The sequence below is a fragment of the Moraxella cuniculi genome, assembly GCF_900637105.1.
GTDB lineage: Bacteria > Pseudomonadota > Gammaproteobacteria > Pseudomonadales > Moraxellaceae > Moraxella > Moraxella cuniculi.
Genome location: NZ_LR134343.1, coordinates 1,937,216 through 1,954,312 on the forward strand (window position 1 = coordinate 1,937,216; position 17,097 = coordinate 1,954,312).

Annotated in this window: 17 protein-coding genes; 11 read left to right on the forward strand and 6 right to left on the reverse strand. The window is 44.6% G+C overall.

The window, feature by feature from the left end:
* The first annotated feature begins 139 nt into the window (after positions 1-139).
* The 4 genes from EL162_RS08760 (at position 140) to EL162_RS08775 (ending at position 4,353) form a co-directional block, all read left to right on the forward strand.
* Positions 140-1,063 carry an alpha/beta fold hydrolase gene (locus EL162_RS08760; RefSeq protein ID WP_126331453.1) on the forward strand — a complete coding sequence of 308 codons (924 nt, stop codon included), beginning with the start codon at positions 140-142 and terminating at the stop codon, positions 1,061-1,063.
* Positions 1,056-1,829 carry a CPBP family intramembrane glutamic endopeptidase gene (locus EL162_RS08765; protein ID WP_126331454.1) on the forward strand — a complete coding sequence of 258 codons (774 nt, stop codon included), beginning with the start codon at positions 1,056-1,058 and terminating at the stop codon, positions 1,827-1,829. The genes EL162_RS08760 and EL162_RS08765 overlap by 8 nt, the downstream gene beginning before the upstream one ends.
* A gap of 190 nt (positions 1,830-2,019) precedes the next feature.
* Positions 2,020-2,238 (forward strand): hypothetical protein, encoded by a 219-nt coding sequence (locus EL162_RS08770; protein ID WP_126331455.1) that lies wholly within the window; start codon positions 2,020-2,022, stop codon positions 2,236-2,238.
* 276 nt (positions 2,239-2,514) lie between these two features.
* On the forward strand, positions 2,515-4,353 hold the full coding sequence (locus EL162_RS08775; RefSeq protein ID WP_170161445.1) for an autotransporter domain-containing protein: 1,839 nt from the start codon (positions 2,515-2,517) through the stop codon (positions 4,351-4,353).
* A 307-nt stretch (positions 4,354-4,660) separates the two neighbouring features.
* On the opposite strand, the gene orn is transcribed toward EL162_RS08775, so the two are convergent.
* The gene (gene orn / locus EL162_RS08780) at positions 4,661-5,266 is read right to left on the reverse strand and encodes an oligoribonuclease (RefSeq protein ID WP_197718973.1); all 606 of its coding nucleotides are present in this window, start codon (positions 5,264-5,266) and stop codon (positions 4,661-4,663) included.
* Between the two features lie 173 nt (positions 5,267-5,439).
* On the opposite strand from orn, the gene EL162_RS08785 reads away from it, so the two are divergent.
* The 3 genes from EL162_RS08785 to EL162_RS08795 all read left to right on the forward strand — a co-directional run bounded on the left by EL162_RS08785 (position 5,440) and on the right by EL162_RS08795 (position 7,884).
* The gene (locus tag EL162_RS08785; RefSeq protein WP_076555409.1) at positions 5,440-6,081 is read left to right on the forward strand and encodes a DUF2062 domain-containing protein; all 642 of its coding nucleotides are present in this window, start codon (positions 5,440-5,442) and stop codon (positions 6,079-6,081) included.
* Positions 6,082-6,324: 243 nt separating this feature from the next.
* Positions 6,325-7,485: a methionine adenosyltransferase gene (metK, locus tag EL162_RS08790; RefSeq protein ID WP_126331457.1), complete on the forward strand. Its 1,161-nt coding sequence runs from the start codon at positions 6,325-6,327 to the stop codon at positions 7,483-7,485.
* 69 nt (positions 7,486-7,554) lie between these two features.
* Positions 7,555-7,884, forward strand: coding sequence for a DUF3144 domain-containing protein (locus EL162_RS08795; RefSeq protein ID WP_076555411.1), 330 nt, complete (start codon positions 7,555-7,557; stop codon positions 7,882-7,884).
* Between the two features lie 36 nt (positions 7,885-7,920).
* Here EL162_RS08795 and lolD read toward each other — a convergent pair whose 3' ends face one another.
* Both lolD and EL162_RS08805 read right to left on the reverse strand, forming a co-directional pair.
* Complete coding sequence (gene lolD, locus EL162_RS08800) at positions 7,921-8,595, reverse strand: lipoprotein-releasing ABC transporter ATP-binding protein LolD (protein WP_126331458.1); 675 nt, start codon at positions 8,593-8,595, stop codon at positions 7,921-7,923.
* A 9-nt stretch (positions 8,596-8,604) separates the two neighbouring features.
* Entirely contained in the window at positions 8,605-9,852 is a 1,248-nt protein-coding gene (locus EL162_RS08805; protein WP_126331459.1) for a lipoprotein-releasing ABC transporter permease subunit, read from the reverse strand.
* Positions 9,853-10,134: 282 nt separating this feature from the next.
* Between EL162_RS08805 and EL162_RS08810 the strand changes: the two genes are divergently transcribed.
* Positions 10,135-11,118 (forward strand): hypothetical protein, encoded by a 984-nt coding sequence (locus EL162_RS08810; RefSeq protein ID WP_126331460.1) that lies wholly within the window; start codon positions 10,135-10,137, stop codon positions 11,116-11,118.
* 39 nt (positions 11,119-11,157) lie between these two features.
* On the opposite strand, the gene EL162_RS08815 is transcribed toward EL162_RS08810, so the two are convergent.
* Positions 11,158-11,832, reverse strand: coding sequence for an alpha/beta hydrolase (locus EL162_RS08815; protein ID WP_126331461.1), 675 nt, complete (start codon positions 11,830-11,832; stop codon positions 11,158-11,160).
* 411 nt (positions 11,833-12,243) lie between these two features.
* On the opposite strand from EL162_RS08815, the gene ypfJ reads away from it, so the two are divergent.
* Both ypfJ and EL162_RS08825 read left to right on the forward strand, forming a co-directional pair.
* Positions 12,244-13,140 (forward strand): KPN_02809 family neutral zinc metallopeptidase, encoded by an 897-nt coding sequence (ypfJ, locus tag EL162_RS08820; protein WP_076555416.1) that lies wholly within the window; start codon positions 12,244-12,246, stop codon positions 13,138-13,140.
* Between the two features lie 31 nt (positions 13,141-13,171).
* The gene (locus EL162_RS08825) at positions 13,172-14,053 is read left to right on the forward strand and encodes an ATP-binding protein (RefSeq protein ID WP_126331462.1); all 882 of its coding nucleotides are present in this window, start codon (positions 13,172-13,174) and stop codon (positions 14,051-14,053) included.
* A gap of 3 nt (positions 14,054-14,056) precedes the next feature.
* On the opposite strand, the gene EL162_RS08830 is transcribed toward EL162_RS08825, so the two are convergent.
* Together EL162_RS08830 and sodA are read right to left on the reverse strand one after the other, a co-directional pair.
* Positions 14,057-15,088, reverse strand: a complete 1,032-nt coding sequence (locus EL162_RS08830; RefSeq protein ID WP_126331463.1) for a ribonuclease Z — start codon at positions 15,086-15,088, stop codon at positions 14,057-14,059.
* Positions 15,089-15,247: 159 nt separating this feature from the next.
* Positions 15,248-15,865, reverse strand: a complete 618-nt coding sequence (sodA, locus tag EL162_RS08835) for a superoxide dismutase [Mn] (protein ID WP_076555419.1) — start codon at positions 15,863-15,865, stop codon at positions 15,248-15,250.
* Between the two features lie 317 nt (positions 15,866-16,182).
* On the opposite strand from sodA, the gene EL162_RS08840 reads away from it, so the two are divergent.
* Positions 16,183-16,908, forward strand: a complete 726-nt coding sequence (locus EL162_RS08840) for an FFLEELY motif protein (RefSeq protein WP_126331464.1) — start codon at positions 16,183-16,185, stop codon at positions 16,906-16,908.
* The last annotated feature ends 189 nt before the right edge of the window (positions 16,909-17,097 follow it).

The following is a 17,097-nucleotide window of genomic DNA, read 5'->3' on the forward strand; positions in this document are numbered from 1 at the left end:
ATAAACAAAAAATCAACAATTTAAGAAATTTAACAGGCATCTGCCTTGCACCATTATTAAGCTTATCACAAGAAATCATCTGGCAAAATAAACAAAAATTCGCTATGATAACTTCAACCGAACAAATCAATCTTGTGAGATGACAGATTTTCACCCCAGCAATTGCCTTGATACTGCCGCATTATCCACCCTGCCAAAATCACAACTGACAGGTAAGCCTGTGCTGCACTTTGTACACGCCAATGGCATACCTGTTGGCAGTTATCAACCACTGCTGGATTGTCTTGCTGATTTTTTTAGCATCAGCCATCTTGATAAGCTCGGTACGCATGACGAATACGCCATTGACAACCATTGGCAATCACTGACACGGCAAGTTGCCGATAGCATTCAGGCAAGCTGCCAGACGCATGGCGTCTCCAAACTTATCGCCATCGGTCATTCGCTCGGTGCCATGACAACCTTGCAAGCATTACCACTACAATCTAAGCGTATCAGCCAAGCCATCTTGCTTGACCCTGCGTTATTAATGACGCACCATGCTTTGTTGTTTGATATCGCCAAACTGCTGGATAATTGCAGCAAATATTTCACCAAAACCGAACATTATTTTGGCGACAAATTCTCCCCTGCAGGCAAATCCAAACATCGCAAAGACACCTTCTCATCACATCAGGCTGCCTATTTGGCACTACGCCACAAGGCTTTGTTTAGGGATTTTGATGAGTCTTGTTTTGAGCATTATATTCGGCATGGATTTGTTGCCGATGGCAATGGTGCCGTAACGCTTGCCATACCCAAGATGGCAGAAGTGGCGATTTTTCGCACCATGCCATCTTGGTATTGGCGAAAAAAGCCACAATTACCCTGCCCTGTTGGCATACTGGCTGGCAAAGACAGTTATTTTACTCGCATTGGCTCATATCGTGCCGCACAGGAAAAATTCGCCCTGCCTGTACAATACACGACAGGCTCGCATATGTTTGTTCTAGAACAGCCACAAGCTGTGGCGACAAAGATTTTATCCATGATTATCCATCAGCTGGATTTGACACATGACTGACAAACTTCAGCCGTTGCCACGCTATCACCCCTTGCTGGCAGCTGGACTGATGGTAGCAACCGCAAGTAGCATCGTATTTTTGCCAAATGCAGTATCATTCTTGTTTGCCCTGATGGCAGATTTATCGATGAAGGATTTTGCCAGCCTTCCCAATGCTGCCGCTGTCCGTGTGATTGTTCTGATGATTTCGGCAGTATTTTTATTAAGCCTAACTGCGATTTGGCAATATGTTCGCCTGTATGATGGCAGCACAATCAACTCATATCAGTTATGGCGGCGATATTTTGGCTTGGTGCCACCAGCAAAAAACACCATGCTGCCTGCTTTGACCGTATTGGCAGCTGCTATTTTGTTATCAACACTGGCAAGCGTCATGCTTGATGAATGGTTTGCCACACCCTCGGCATCAGCAGGTGTTGGCAATTTGTTGGGTAGCACGCCCTTGCCCCTGTTTATCATACTGGTGCTGATTGTTGCACCAATTTATGAAGAATGGATTTGTCGTGGTTTGTTTTGGCGATTGGGTCAAGATATTTTTGTGGCGTTTTTTCGGCAGATGGCAGTCGTTCATCTGGCAAATAGCATACTCATTAGTGCGATTTTTAGCCTGCTGCATTTTGGCTACAGTGGTGCCGATTTGCTGACGACTTTTGGTATCTCGCTGGCACTGTGCTATGTGCGTCTGCGTACCAAATCGACAATCGCTGCGATGGCTTTACATAGTCTAAATAACGCCCTAGCACTTGCGTTATATCTGCTTGATTAATTGAGCAAAGCATAGCTTTAACCATTATCAATATTTGGCTGGCTTTATCAGTCCGACTGTGATATTTTGATGGTTAAAATACACAAATCAACTTTGCTGGTTTGTTTTGCCCATGATAATCATTGTGCGATTGATGGTTGATTTTAAATGCATTTACGCCCAAATACGATGATAAATTGACAAAGAAAGTATGACAAATAAAAAACCAAACCCTTCATCAGACCTAGATGAATTAAGAGAAAACTTGGACAGGCTTACCAAACTTCGCCAAAGTCTCGCCGAGCGTCAGGCACGCAATACCATGCCGCCGCTAAAACCCTTGGGGTTTATTGACCTTTTGATTTTGATGGTGTGCTTTGCTGCTGCTTTTCTTGCTATTATTATCGCCCTTGCCGCTGTCTTTTTGTGATTTTTAATAACAAAATCCATCACTTGCGATTTGTAACCGACAAGCAACCCCGTAAAAACAGCAATCCTTGTGGTAAATTTGCCACCTTAAAAAAATCAGCAAGCAAAATCCTGCCCAAGCTAAACGCAATCAGTAAGGCTTGTGATGATTTTTAATTAATCTTTAGAAAAATATCAAAATAAAGCAAATAACGAGCGAATAAAAACAGTTGTAAACTGTATTATGTTTTGTTACAATCAAGACAGTTTTATAATAATCCACTCACAAGGAGGTCGTATGACTGACAGTATCGGTAATAAATTACTAAAATTTAGCCCATTGGCATTGGCAATCGCCCTGATTAATCCTGCTGCTGCAAGCACCCCGCAATTTGACCAAACGGTATTTTTTGGCGACAGCCTGTCAGATACAGGACGCATCAAAGATATTGTCAGCGGCAACTTCTTTATTGGCAGTTTTGCCAATGCCATGCAACCGTCATTTACCACCAATCCCGATCCAGCATGGACGCGTGTTTTTGCCGAGCATTATGGCACAGCAGCAAACCCTTACACCTCAAGCGACACACAAGGCACAAACTATGCTGTCGGTGGTGCCAAAGTCAGCGAAACTGCTGAGCAATTTGGTGGACTGGTGCGTATCCCATCGGTCAATAGACAAATCAGCGATTATCTAAATAACACGAACAACACCACCAACCCAAATGCTCTATACACCATCTGGGTCGGTGCCAATGACTTGCTTGCAGCCAGCACAACTCCAGATATTGCCGCCGCTGCCGCTACCATCAGTCAAGCTGCACAAAACCAAGCGGCACAAGTTGTTCGCCTACAGCAGGCAGGAGCGAACTATATTTTGGTGCCAAACCTTCCTGATGTTGGTCTAACGCCACGCAATGTCGGCGACGCTCGCCAAGCTGCCACTGCAACCACCGCTGCAAATTTATACAATAAAACTCTGTATAGCAATCTAAATCAAGGCACTGCCAATGTCATTGCCGCCAATACCTTTGCTCTGCTACAAGAAGCGGTTCGTGATAAAGAAGCCTTTGGCTTTAAAAATACCACCAACATTGCCTGTGATGGTGCATTATCCTCACTTACCTGTACAGCAAGCGACTGGCAGGCAGTTGCAGCCGATGCCAATGATACTTATATGTTTGCTGATGATATTCATCCTGCAGGGCGTACGCATCGGATTTTGGCACAGTATTTTGCCTCCATCATTGACAGCCCAGCTCAAATTGCCCAGCTGCCAACCGCTCTGATTAAAGATGGTAAATCAGCAAATACTCAGCTGAATCGCCGCTTATCCAACCTTGACAACCCAAGGCATTCTGTCTGGGCAGATGTTACTGCCAGTGGCGATAACAAGCCAAACGCCATCATCGGTCTGGATGTTGCTGGCGACAATCAACACACAGGTGCCTATATTCAACACCAAAGACAGGACTATACGCTTGGCAAAACCATCACTGCCGACAGCCGCCAAACAGGGGCAGGTATCTATCACCGCCGTGATTTTGGTAATGCTCGCCTAACCACCGCAGTCGGCATTGACCGCCTAAGCCTACAAACTGACCGCAAAATCGCATGGGACGGTGCAGCACGCAGCCATCAAGCTGAAACAACAGGCAGTCGCAGCTATGCCAGTGTGCAAGGCAGCTATGGTATCAACACAGGCAAAATCACCTACCGACCTTATATTGGCGTACTGGCACAAACCCTAAAAGTCAATACACTGACCGAAAATCAGCCCAAGCTATCAACCGCTCTTAGCTTTGATACACAAAAACAAAAATCCCTGCAAGGCGAGATTGGTCTAAACCTAACCGCCGCCATCAATGACAAAACCGAGCTGTTTGGTGGTGTTGGCTATCAGCGAGAATTTAACGATGACTTACGCACGATTACCACCACCGTAAGCTCCATTGCTGATTATAGAAGAGGATTTGCCCTGCCTATACAAAACGACAAAACTTCCGCCACCATCGCCCATGCTGGTGCCAAATTCAGACTTGGTGCAGCAACCAATCTGAGCATTGGTGCCAATGCCATACGACAAGATGGCGATACTGATGTTGGTGGTTTTGTTGGTTTACAAAGCAAATTCTGACCGCCATAAGCATAAAAAGCACTCAATTTATTGGGTGCTTTTTTATCAAACCTTCTATACCGATGGCAATTTTAGCTTTTCTCAAATACAGCTAACTTCCAGCTGCTCGCTATCATTCAACCACCCATTCAAGCAACCATCAATTTATCAAAATACCCATCGCAAGCAAAATCAAGCTGATGGCATTGCTTGCATAAAAATCAGGCAAATCACAATGCTTTTGATATCAGTATTGAAAATACAAGGCTAAAGAATTTGCCAAAACCAGACAAAATAAAGGGGATTTTTATCCCCTTTGATAAACCGATTAATTTTCCAGCAATTTAAAAAAATGCTCACGGTAATGACGCAGCTCACGAATCGAATCGCGAATATCGTCCAAAGCCAGATGCGTGCCACCTTTTTGGTAAGTTGCTGCCACATCAGGTCGCCAGCGATAGCACAGCTCTTTGATGCTTGAAACATCAAGATTGCGGTAATGAAAATAGCGTTCCAGCTTAGGCATTTGGCGTGCCAAAAAACGCCGATCTTGACAAATTGAATTGCCACACATTGGTGAAATGCCTGCATCCACCCATTTTGACAAAAATTCAATCGTCTGCGACTCGGCATCAGCCAGTGTGATATTGCTGCGGCGAACTCTGTCGGTCAAGCCTGATTGTCTGTGCTGATTTTTGCACCAATCGTCCATGCCATTTAATACAACATCGCTTACCTTGATGGCAAGCACTGGACCTTCTGCCAAGATATTTAACTCATCATCGGTTACGATGGTGGCAATTTCGATGATTTCATCATGCTGGGTGTCAAGCCCTGTCATCTCAAGGTCAATCCAAATCAGAGCCTTTTTTGGCTTGCCACTTGGCTTTGCGTGTCCGATATTGATTTTGTCAATTGCTTTTTTATCACTCATTTGTCATTTCCTATTGCCAATTATCAATCATCAATTCTACCATACCATCAACCAGCTGCCAAGCAACAGAAGCGGGCAGCCTTATTAACCAAAAACAAACAGTCTTACTCGTTTTGTCGCAAAAATTTTGTTATAATTGAGCTTTTGATACCAAATAACACACCAACACCACAATGCCAAAAAACAAAATCAAAGCATGGTTGCCAACTCCTGAAAAATTGCGTGAAAATCGCCTGATTGCAATGTTTACGCCATTTTTGGCAGACCCTCGCCTGTGGCAAATGAACCGCAGCTCGCTTAATCGTGCGGTGTATGTCGGTGTTTTGGCAGCTTTTTTCCCCTTGCCTGGACAAATGCCACTTGCCATCATTGGGGCGTTGCTTGTGCGTGCCAATATCCCAATGGCAGTTGCTTTGACTTGGATTACCAATCCTGTAACTGCTATTCCTGTATTTTGGCTGGCTTATTCACTTGGGGCGTTGTTGCTTGGTGAGCCGATTTTGGGACTGCGTGCCATTGGTGTGATTTTGACAGATTTGACCTTGTGGATTACCACCTCGCACGGGGTCAATCCCTTTGCAGGTCATCGTATTTTCTCATGGCAAGCAATGGTGCTTGGCCTGCTGCTAAGTGCCATCATCACCAGTGTGCTGCTGGGCATGGCATTTCGGCTGTTTTGGAATTATCGCACGGTACGAGACTGGAAATCGCGACATGGCTACAATGCCAAAGCACCAAAATTTCGTGAACAAAAAGGACACAAATCACGCGAAGCAGCCACACAAGTCAAGAAAGGAGATGATTTTTCAATTTAATCACGGTCATAGCTTTTATTGTCTTTTGGGATTTTTTCATGTTGATATGAAAATTTTTCATTAGAATTTTGCTCTTTTTTATCGTATAATTTCCCCCAAATACCCAAAACATTACCCACCTGTTCAGACCTGCGTCTGACAAATCATGACAACCTACCTACTTGTGCGAACGGTATTTATTCTGTCAAGCCTAAAAAAGCCACCAGAATTCGTGCAATTTTTTATTTTTAGAAGTGAACTCTTATGAACTATTCAGTCTTTACCTCAGAATCGGTCAGTGAAGGCCATCCAGATAAGATGGCTGACCAAATCTCCGATGCACTGCTCGATGCCATCTTAAGTCAGGACAAGGACGCACGCGTGGCGTGTGAAACTCTGGTAAAAACAGGGGCGGTGGTGTTGGCTGGTGAAATCAGTACACATGCCAATATTGATGTCGAAAGCATTGTGCGTGATACCGTCAATAAAATTGGCTACAACCATTCAGATTTGGGCTTTGATGGCTCAACTTGTGCGGTCATCAATATGATTGGCAAGCAGTCGCCAGAGATTGCCCAAGGTGTGGACAGGCAACGCCCCGAAGATCAGGGGGCTGGCGATCAGGGCTTGATGTTTGGGTATGCCACAAACGAGACCGATGTACTTATGCCAGCACCCATTCAGCTATCGCACCGCCTGATGGAACGCCAAGCCCAATTGCGTAAAGATGGCACTTTGCCGTGGCTACGCCCTGATGCCAAAGCACAAGTTACCCTGCATTATGATGATAAATTTCAGCCGTTTGCTGTTGATGCACTGGTGCTATCAACCCAGCACGACCCTGACATCAGCCAAAAAGACTTGCACGAAGCCGTCATGGAAGAAATTATCAAAAAGGTAATTCCTGCCGATTTATTGCACAAAGACACTTTGTATCATATCAACCCAACAGGCAAATTTGTCATCGGTGGCCCTGTGGGTGATGCAGGTCTGACTGGCCGCAAAATCATTGTTGATACTTATGGTGGCATGGCACGACATGGTGGCGGTGCGTTCAGTGGCAAAGACCCTTCAAAAGTGGACAGAAGTGCCGCCTATGCAGGTCGCTATGTTGCTAAAAATATCGTTGCTGCAGGCTTGGCAGATCGTTGCGAAGTTCAGGTCAGCTATGCCATCGGGGTTGCCGAACCAACCTCCATTTCGGTCAATACCTTCAACACAGGCAAAATCAGCGATGATGAGATTGTCAAATTAATCCGCACGCATTTTGATTTGCGTCCTTATGGCATTACAAGAATGCTAAACTTGCTACAGCCAATGTATGAAGTTACCGCAAGCTATGGGCATTTTGGTCGCACAGGTTCACAAAATGCCTTTACTTGGGAACAAACCGACAAAGCAGAGCTGTTGCGTGCAATTTTATAAGCAATCACCAGCCCCAGCCACCCAAAAGTCTTGGAATCTTTCTAAGACTTTTGCCATTTGAGAGAGATTATGAATAACGACAACCAATTTGACGAAGCACAATTTCAAGCACAAATGAACGCATTTTTTGAGCGTGCTGATGCCATCATCAACCTTGCCAACAGTCAGCTATCACCAAGCTCGCATGCAGGTCAAGTCGCTGCCAGTCTTAACTATGCTGCCGCTCGATTTGCCATTTCGGCTGCCAGCATTGGCTTTGTCAAGGGCAGCGATTTGGCAAAAGAAAAAGCCGATATTATTAAATTTTATAGCGAAAAATACCAACAAATGCTCGCCGAAAATCTTGACCAGTATATTGAAAATTTTGACCAATATACCAAAATAGCACAGCAAAAATAAACAGCAAAGCAGGCTAAACCTGCTTTTTCTTATCACTTAAGCCCATTGACCACTTTTCATCACAAGCACCCTGTCAGCCTGACTTGCCAACTGTCTGTCATGTGTTACCATCAATAACGCCATGCCCAGCGATGACTGCAACTGGGTTAATAGCTCAAACACTGCCTGAGCATTATCATCATCAAGATTACCCGTTGGCTCATCAGCCATCACCAGTTTTGGACGCGTAACCAATGCTCGTGCAATCGCCACACGCTGTCTCTCACCACCTGACAGCTCGCTTGGGCGGTGGTGCAATCGATGATTAAGCCCAACTTGCTCAAGCAGCTCATTGGCTCTGCTGGTTGCCTGTTTAATACTGATACCATCACGCATCAGTAATGGCATGGCGACATTTTCGGTTGCGGTAAATTCTGGCAGCAAATGATGAAATTGATAAATAAAACCCAAATGCTGATTGCGTAATTTGGCACGCTTTGCCTCATTTAAACTGGTCAGGCAAACATCACCAAGCCACACCTCGCCTGTGGTTGGCGTATCCAAGCCACCCAACAAATGTAGCAAGGTAGACTTGCCCGAACCGCTACTGCCAACAATGGCAATGCGTTCGCCCGCCTGCACGGTCAAATCAAGCCCCTGCAATACGGTCGTTTGGATTTTGCCCTCTTGATAGACTTTGCTGATATTAGTTGCTTGCAAAATCACACTCATACACACCTCTTATTCATAACGCAAAGTCTCAGCTGGCTCAATTTTTGAGGCTCGCAATGCAGGATATATTGTCATCAAAAAACTTAGCAAAAATGATGCAACAACAATCAATAACACATCCGCCAGTTGCACCTGCGATGGCAAGAAGTCCACAGGATAGACACTGCCATTAAACAAGCTAATGCCAAATACACGGCTAATAAACACAAGAATATCATTCACAGACAATGCCAAAGACACGCCCAAAATCGTGCCTGCCACCGTGCCAATCACGCCAATAATCATGCCTTGAATCATAAATACCTGCATGACAAGTTTTGGCGATGCTCCAAAAGTCTTTAAAATGGCAATGTCTGCTTTTTTGTCCGTAACCAGCATCACAAGACTTGAGACGATATTAAACGCTGCCACCACCACAATCAAAAACAGCAACAGACCTATCATTGCCTTTTCCATCTGGATAGCACTGAACAAATTGCCATGCGTACTCGTCCAATCGCTCGGGTATAATCGTGTCATATCAAGGCTTGCAGCATTATTTGCCACTTGTGGTGCTTGGAAAATATCGTTCAACTTCAGACGAATACCCTGTGCACCCTCTGGCAATCTTAGCATCACACCAGCATCACGCATTTGGACAAAGCCCATCATGGCATCAATTTCATTGCTAATGCGATACACACCCACCAAAGTAAACCGCTTAAATCTTGGAATCACCCCTGCTGCCGATGGTGATGCCTCTGGCAGAACCAAAGTTACTTTATCGCCCAGCCTAAGCCCCAAGTTCATCGCAACCGACTCACCCAAGATAATCCCAAACTCACCCGACTTTAAATTATCCAGACTGCCTGCAACCATATATTCATCAAGAATCGAAACTTGTTTTTCGTATTCAGGTTCAATGCCTGAAATCATAATCCCCGACACCTGCCCTTCGGCGGTGAGCATGCCTTGCAGCTGAATATATGGTGCATATGCCTGCACTTGTGGATTTTGCTTGCGGATTTTTTCGGCAATCTGTTGCCAGTCGCTAAGGATTTCAAATGAAGCTACCGACGCTTGTGGCACCATGCCCAGCACGCGGGTTTTTATTTCGCGGTCAAAACCGTTCATCACCGACAATACAGTAATAAGCACCGCCACGCCCAGCGTCAGCCCAATGGTCGAAATAAGCGAAATAAAAGAAATAAAGCCGTTTTTTTTGCGTTTAGCCTTGATATAACGAAGCCCAATAAATAACGCCAAAGGACGAAACATAAGCATAATCCAAACGATAAAATTAATCTAGTTTAGCATTTTTTATCATAAATACCAAATCAAGTCGCACCAATCGCCTGTTATCATGCCACGAGCGGTGGCTGCAAGCAACTTTTTGTGTTGCATCTTGATATTTTTCTTATCATCTCCATAAAGGTGGTAGGTATTTTTTGGTGATGGTATTTTGTAGTATTATTGCAAATATTCTTAAATATTACACATCATGCCAACCAACACACTAAGCCAACTGACATTTTGCACACTGACAAGTAGAGCCAAATCATGAGCAACCATACTTTTCGTTATCAATACACTCACGAAACAGCACCAATCAAGGTGGATTTGCCTTGCGACAAAAACGCTGGGCATGGCGACCATTGGGCAATTTTGACCGATAATATCAGTCACGATGTGCCTAATTGGCTACAGCAAATGTTAGAAACAGCCACCTTGCCACAAGGGCTATCCGCCCAAAATAGCAGCAGCAACAATAAGCTCCTGCTGGCCAGCAATGACCCATGCCATATCAAACAAATCCTAAGCATTAAAGATGGCAAACCCGAAGCATTTATCAACGCCTTTCCTGCAATCAACAGCCCCTATGGTGTCAGCTGCCAAATCGAACGCGTTATCCGTTGTGATACCACAGGCGATGCTATCTTATGCCTAAAAACTGCCGATGGCTCGCTGATTTATGCTTTTGATCAACTTTATGCCGTCAATCGCCATCACTATCGCACGCCCAAAAAATATTTTGTCAATTTTGGTGCATGGGCATATCAAATCACCCCAAGTCGCCAAGACGAAAGCATTCTTGTTGAAGACGAGCAAGCCATTCGCCACCATCGTGCCTTTCATGATATTGTTGCCGATCATCAGGGCAAAATCCCTGACAATATTGACGAGCTGATTCGCAATTGGCAACCCAAAGATGCCAAAGCCGATGAGCCACTACAGCCTGTTGAGATTAATCTTGGGCATATGTGTGCCTATTTGTACGGCGAGACATTTGGTCAGGAAGATGAAGCATGGTGCCAAGGTCAAGTTCTAGGCAAGTCATCGACAACTTTTTTTGGCAAAGCCATCACTTTGTTTGATGTTGTTATCTTGCGTGAGCCTGATGCCGACCCTTTTGTTGTGCGTATTGCCACGCCAAGCTGTGCTACGACCGACAGCATACAGGTACATGATTATATACAGGCAAATATTTGGCTACAGGCGGCAATCTATGGCGAAAACCAAAACCCCTCGCCTGCAAACACATGATTGCCAAAACCCTTGCCAAACATAGCCAAATGCACAAGATTAGGCAGTTTTTGTTAATGAATTCAACCAGTTGCCTATATCTTTTATCTGTGCCAAACAAACTTGATGTGCCATCGGATAACTGCTAAATGTCGGCTCAAGACCGAGTTTTTGCAGTCGTTCTTTGGCATCAAGCCCCAACACCATTGGCACAACATCATCAAACTGCCCATGGTCAATTTTGATGGCGATATCCTGATTGACGGCAACGCTATCAATCATCTCAGCACTGGCAAAATAAGTGGACAATGCCAAAAGCCCACCCAATTTTCGCTTGCTGGTCAGCACCGTATGATACGCCACCGCACCCCCTTGCGAGAAGCCAGCAATGATGATATTTTCGCTAGCTATGCCTTGTGCCACCTGCTCGGCAATCAGCTCATCAATCATGGCAGCAGAGGCAGTGATTTGTGCAATATCCACGCGTCTTTGTAGCGTCATTTCCAAAATATCGTACCAAGCTGGCATCACATAACCGCCATTAACGGTAACAGGAATTTTTGGTGCATGTGGAAAAATAAAACGCACCGCCACTTCATCTGACAAGCCAAGCTCTGGCACAATCGGCTGAAAATCATAACCACTCGCCCCCAAACCATGCAACCAAATCACAGCATGATTCACGGGCTGATTATTTGGATTATGCTCGACAATCAGCGTCTCAAGTGTTGCCATTGTATCACTCCTTTATCATATATTATTTAGATAATATTTATATTGTTATAAATTTATCAAGCAGTTCGATACTCATTATAGCACAAATCATCATTGACAGGTTTTTAATAAATTTTAAATTTTATAAATTATTTATTTTACAAATATAAAAAGCAATCATTGATTTATTACCCCTACCCAATCACTGACAGTGCTTTGTAAAATTAAGCATTCATACACTGCTTTTTTTATTCAGTCTATTTATCCATCAATCCCTTTGGCAATAATGACAAATCGGCATTGCAAACAGCAGGTAATTTAATAATTATCCATACTGTCTGACTGGAATTGTAAAATATCGTAAATGATTGCTGTTAATCGGTGATTTTTTCGTATAATATAGCATTTATCAACTTTATTAAGGGTCAAGTTATGCAATGGCGTGGACGCAGACAAAGCAGCAATATCGAAGACAGGCGTGGCGGTGGTGCCAAAAAAGTCGGTGGCGTGAGTATCTTTGGATTAATCATCGCTGTGGTGCTATGGCAGGTGTTTGGCATCAGTCCTGAGACCACTTTGGGAGTAACCCAACAAATTCAAAACCAAACGCAAAGCAGCACGCCAGTTAATGAAACTGCCGATATGGCACAAACTCGTGAATTTGTTGCCACCATCTTGGCAGATACCGAAGATGTCTGGACGCCGATTTTTGCTCAAGCAGGCAGTCGTTATCAAGAGCCAAGCCTAGTATTGTTTAGTAATTCTGTACAATCAGCCTGTGGATCTGCCAGCTCTGCCAGCGGTCCGTTTTATTGCCCTGCCGACCAAAAAGTCTATCTAGACACTCAGTTTTTCCGTGATATGCGAGTATCTATGGGCATTACAGGCGAAAAAAACAGCAGTGAATTATCTCGTCAAGATCAGGCAGGCGACTTCGCTCAAGCCTATGTCATCGCTCACGAAGTCGGTCATCATGTGCAAACACTGCTGGGCATTTCATCACAAGTACGCCAAGCCCAAGCCCAAGCAAGTACCACTGCCGCCAACAATCTATCCGTTCGCCAAGAGCTACAAGCGGACTGCTTCGCTGGCTTATGGGCAAAACAAAATCACGAACGCACGCAATTTTTGCAACAAGGCGATATTGAAGAGGCTCTAGATGCCGCCGAAAAAATTGGCGATGACTATCTCCAACAAAAAGCTGGTGGTCGTATCGTGCCTGACAGCTTTACGCACGGCACCAGCGAACAACGCAAACGCTGGTTTTATCGTGGCTTTCAGACGGGCGATGTTCAGCAGTGCGATACTTTTGCCACGCGTGAAATTTAAGAAATACAGCTCAACCACCTAAGGAATTATCATGAAATTGCCTACGGCATTGATTGAACTGATGACGCAATATTTTTATGAACGCACCGAACAGCCATTGGTGATTGACCCTAAAGTGCTGGCATATCGCTGGGTGGGCGATTCGGCAGGTCGCTTATTGCCGATTGATGTTCATTTTAAGGGCAGGCTGCATGATTTGCTTGGTATTGACAATCAAAAACAACGGCTGGTTGCCAATACTGAGCAGTTTCTCGCCAAACTGCCTGCCAATCATGTTTTGATGACAGGGGCAAGAGGTGCTGGCAAGTCATCATTGGTGCGAGCGTTATTACACGCCTATCATCATCAAGGCTTACGCATCATTGAACTTTCACGCGATCAATTGCAGTATTTGGACAAAATCCGCACCGCCATCAAAGCCTCTCGTCAAGCAGGCAATGGCAATCGCTACATTGTTTATTGTGATGATTTGGCGTTTAATGCCCAAGACGAAAACTATCGCACCCTAAAAAGCCTGCTTGATGGTGCGTTGGACAGTGAGCATGATGAAATCTTGATCTACGCCACCAGCAATCGCCGTCATCTGCTGCCACAGCTGATGAAGGATAATATCAACATCTACAATGGTCAAACCGATGAGGTCAATCCTTATGAAACCATTGATGAAAGCGTTTCCTTGTCAGACCGTTTTGGGCTATGGCTGTCGTTTACCGCCATGAATCAGCCACTATTTTTGCAAATTGTCGAGCATTTATTAAGCCAAGCCAATCTGCCATTTGACGCTACCGTACAAAGTGAAGCCCTAAAATGGGCAAGCACTCGTGGCTCTCGCTCAGGACGCATTGCTTATCAATTTGCCCAGCATTGGATCGGTCAAACGCGACTACAACAGCGTCAAGATCGCAGCTTGTGATACTCACCCTGCCTCATCACGCTGGTTCATTTGCCCATCGGCGGATAAATGCACACGCATCATATCCGCTGCCAATATCAGCTTGCCGCCATAGACATTTTGTACCTCTTGGCGAATATGCCCCATGTTTGGCTGAGTATCACTTGGATCATCAAACCCCAAAAATCTCGCACTAAAATGCGTCAAAATCAAATTCGGTATATTGGCACATTTGGCAAATTGTGCCACCTGCAAGGCACTGCTGTGCTGTGGATTAAACTTATTCTGAGCAAGTACCTTATCCAGCACCGCCTGCGTATAAGTCGCCTCATGCATCAATAAATCCGCACCCATCACCGCCTGCTGCAATAACTCTGGCTTATCATTATCACCTGCAATGACGATTTTTTGCCGATACTGACGCGAGATGACAAAATCACTGTGGCTCATGGACTGTGGCAAGCAAGGCTCATAACGACCAGCCAAAATCTGCTGCCAATGCTGCTTATCAATACCTGCTTGTAGCAACTTTGTTGTATCAAGTCGCCGCTCTGCCAACTCTTGGGTGATGACAAACCCAAAGCACTCAATGCGATGACTCATCAGGCATATCTGAATATCAATTGTCCAATCGTCAGCCAACTGATACTGCACGCCTGTGTCTATTATCTCGGCAATATCAATAAAATCAACCCGATAGCTAAGATTCATCTGCGTTAAGGATACGCACGCCTGCAATAAATCACCAACTGCCTTAGGTGCGATCACAGGCAGTGGCTCACTGCGTCCATGCATGGCAAGACTGGCAAGCAGCCCCATCAAACCATAACAGTGGTCGCCATGTGCGTGCGTGATACAAATCGCCTGCAACATTGACGGCTTGTGGGCGGTTTGTAGCAACCGATGCTGCGTCCCTTCGCCACAATCCACCAAAATCCATGGCGTTGATTTGCCCGCTTGCATCCGCCGTCCCAGCATGGATACCGCCAATGCCGAAACATTACGCATCTTGGTTGGTACACCACTTGATGTTCCTAAGAATGTCAATTCAAACATAAATCACTTATTTTTGATAAATATTTGTATTTTAAGGTATATTTTAACAACAAACAACACTTAGCAGCCTTCTTATCGCATCAGCAGCGAATACAGCCCAGCCAAATACTCAATAAAAAACTCCAACTAACAAGCTGGAGTTTTTGGGTTGGTATGGGCTTATTGAGCTTGGTCAAAGCGTTTTTGGGCTTCGTCCCAGTTTACCACCGACCAAAATGCCTTGATATAATCTGGGCGTTTGTTTTGGTATTTTAGGTAATAAGCATGCTCCCACACATCAAGACCGATGATTGGGAAACCTTGGCAACCTGCTACCGCTTCACCCATCAATGGGCTGTCTTGGTTGGCAGTTGAGACAACTTTTAGCTTACCACCATCAAGCACAAGCCATGCCCAGCCAGAACCGAAGCGAGTCGCAGCCGCTTTTTCAAAAGCCTCTTGGAATGCCTCTACCGAACCAAAATCACGCTCAATGGCATCTTTTAGCGAACCGCTCAGCGTTGTACCTGTTTTTAGAATCGTCCAAAATAGGCTGTGATTGGCATGACCGCCTGCATTGTTACGCACGCCAGTTTGCTTGTCTGCTGGCAACTTATCTAGATTTGCAATCACCTCTTCGGCAGATTTGTCTGCAAATTCAGTACCCTCAAGCAAGCCATTGGCATTGTTTACATAGGCTTGATGATGGCGAGCGTGGTGAATTTCCATAGTTTCTTTATCAAAATGTGGCTCTAGTGCATCATAGCTATAGCCCAATTCTGGTAATGTAAATGCCATTTTAGTATCCTTATCATTGTGGATTAAAAAACAAACAGGGATATTGCCATGGGCAACCACCCTTGCTATCAATATAAAGCCATTGTACGATAAATTCAAGCACAAATCACAAATTTCTGCCAAGTTTTTTATTCATGCCGCTTACTTTGGCTTTTGTGGCCTTGTGCGATAAATAAATCAAGCCTTCGTTGTCAAGCCATCAAGATTAAATTTGCATGATGTCAATATTGGCTTGCAAGTATGGCAAAAACTGCTAAAATAAATCCATCAAGAAAATGACAAATGGCAACCAATCAACCGTTTTTTGAGTTTGAGCAGTGAGCATTCACCAACCCAAATCACAAATCCACAGCCTGCTTGAGCGGCTAGATGACTATCACAGTCTGCAACATCATCATGATGTAGCCGTTGCCGATGCCATGGATAGGATTCAACAGTGGCAACGATGGCGTATGCAACAAACCCATGCAACACTTTTTGCCAAGCCATCAACCGCACCTTTGGCGGATTATCTTTTGTATCGCATTTATCATCGCCACACCTTTGATATCATTGCCAAGCAGCTACATACAGCAGCAACCCATGCCACCAAAGGCACAGGCAGACTTGAAAAACTCATACCAAAAAACACGCTCCATGCAGCGATTTTGGGCATTGATGCCACGCTTAATATGATTAAGATGGATTTGGCATTGGCAAAATATTACCTGAATCATCACCGCCATCAGCCGCTTGATGAGACGCTTATGCATAGCCTGTACCAAGCCGCCAACGACCCAGAGGCAAGGCTTGTGCAAATTAACAATATCGGTGAAGTCTGCCGCCTCTGCCATCGGCATTTTCGTTCATTTTTATTACAAAAATCGTTTAAATTTGCCAAATTTTCTGCCTATAAAAACGGCTATCAGCCTTTGTATGATTTTATTGGTGAGGGCTTGGCGGCGATTGATGTCATCGATGATATTGATGAGTTTGCCACTACTTTTGTTGCCAATGAGACCGCTGCCATTCGTCATTTTTATGATGATGGCGGTAAGATTTGACAAATCTATTCAAATTTTGCCAAGTTTTGCTAAGTCTGGCAGTACAACTTGGCTGATTTTGACAAACCAATCCAACAAATCACCCAAACCACACCAAGAATAACGCCCAATCATAAACACAGGGCGTAAATTTTGTGAAATTTTGGCAAATTTTCCCAATTTGTGAACAAAATAGTGTATTATTAAGCA

Excerpts from the sequence above, each read along its gene's own strand:
- EL162_RS08760 (WP_126331453.1), top strand. The coding sequence starts at position 140 with ATGACAGATTTTCACCCCAGCAATTGCCTTGATACTGCCGCATTATCC.
- EL162_RS08765 (WP_126331454.1), top strand. The coding sequence starts at position 1,056 with ATGACTGACAAACTTCAGCCGTTGCCACGCTATCACCCCTTGCTGGCA.
- EL162_RS08770 (WP_126331455.1), top strand. The coding sequence starts at position 2,020 with ATGACAAATAAAAAACCAAACCCTTCATCAGACCTAGATGAATTAAGA.
- EL162_RS08775 (WP_170161445.1), top strand. The coding sequence starts at position 2,515 with ATGACTGACAGTATCGGTAATAAATTACTAAAATTTAGCCCATTGGCA.
- orn (WP_197718973.1), bottom strand. The coding sequence starts at position 5,266 with ATGAGTGATAAAAAAGCAATTGACAAAATCAATATCGGACACGCAAAG.
- EL162_RS08785 (WP_076555409.1), top strand. The coding sequence starts at position 5,440 with ATGCCAAAAAACAAAATCAAAGCATGGTTGCCAACTCCTGAAAAATTG.
- metK (WP_126331457.1), top strand. The coding sequence starts at position 6,325 with ATGAACTATTCAGTCTTTACCTCAGAATCGGTCAGTGAAGGCCATCCA.
- EL162_RS08795 (WP_076555411.1), top strand. The coding sequence starts at position 7,555 with ATGAATAACGACAACCAATTTGACGAAGCACAATTTCAAGCACAAATG.
- lolD (WP_126331458.1), bottom strand. The coding sequence starts at position 8,595 with ATGAGTGTGATTTTGCAAGCAACTAATATCAGCAAAGTCTATCAAGAG.
- EL162_RS08805 (WP_126331459.1), bottom strand. The coding sequence starts at position 9,852 with ATGTTTCGTCCTTTGGCGTTATTTATTGGGCTTCGTTATATCAAGGCT.
- EL162_RS08810 (WP_126331460.1), top strand. The coding sequence starts at position 10,135 with ATGAGCAACCATACTTTTCGTTATCAATACACTCACGAAACAGCACCA.
- EL162_RS08815 (WP_126331461.1), bottom strand. The coding sequence starts at position 11,832 with ATGGCAACACTTGAGACGCTGATTGTCGAGCATAATCCAAATAATCAG.
- ypfJ (WP_076555416.1), top strand. The coding sequence starts at position 12,244 with ATGCAATGGCGTGGACGCAGACAAAGCAGCAATATCGAAGACAGGCGT.
- EL162_RS08825 (WP_126331462.1), top strand. The coding sequence starts at position 13,172 with ATGAAATTGCCTACGGCATTGATTGAACTGATGACGCAATATTTTTAT.
- EL162_RS08830 (WP_126331463.1), bottom strand. The coding sequence starts at position 15,088 with ATGTTTGAATTGACATTCTTAGGAACATCAAGTGGTGTACCAACCAAG.
- sodA (WP_076555419.1), bottom strand. The coding sequence starts at position 15,865 with ATGGCATTTACATTACCAGAATTGGGCTATAGCTATGATGCACTAGAG.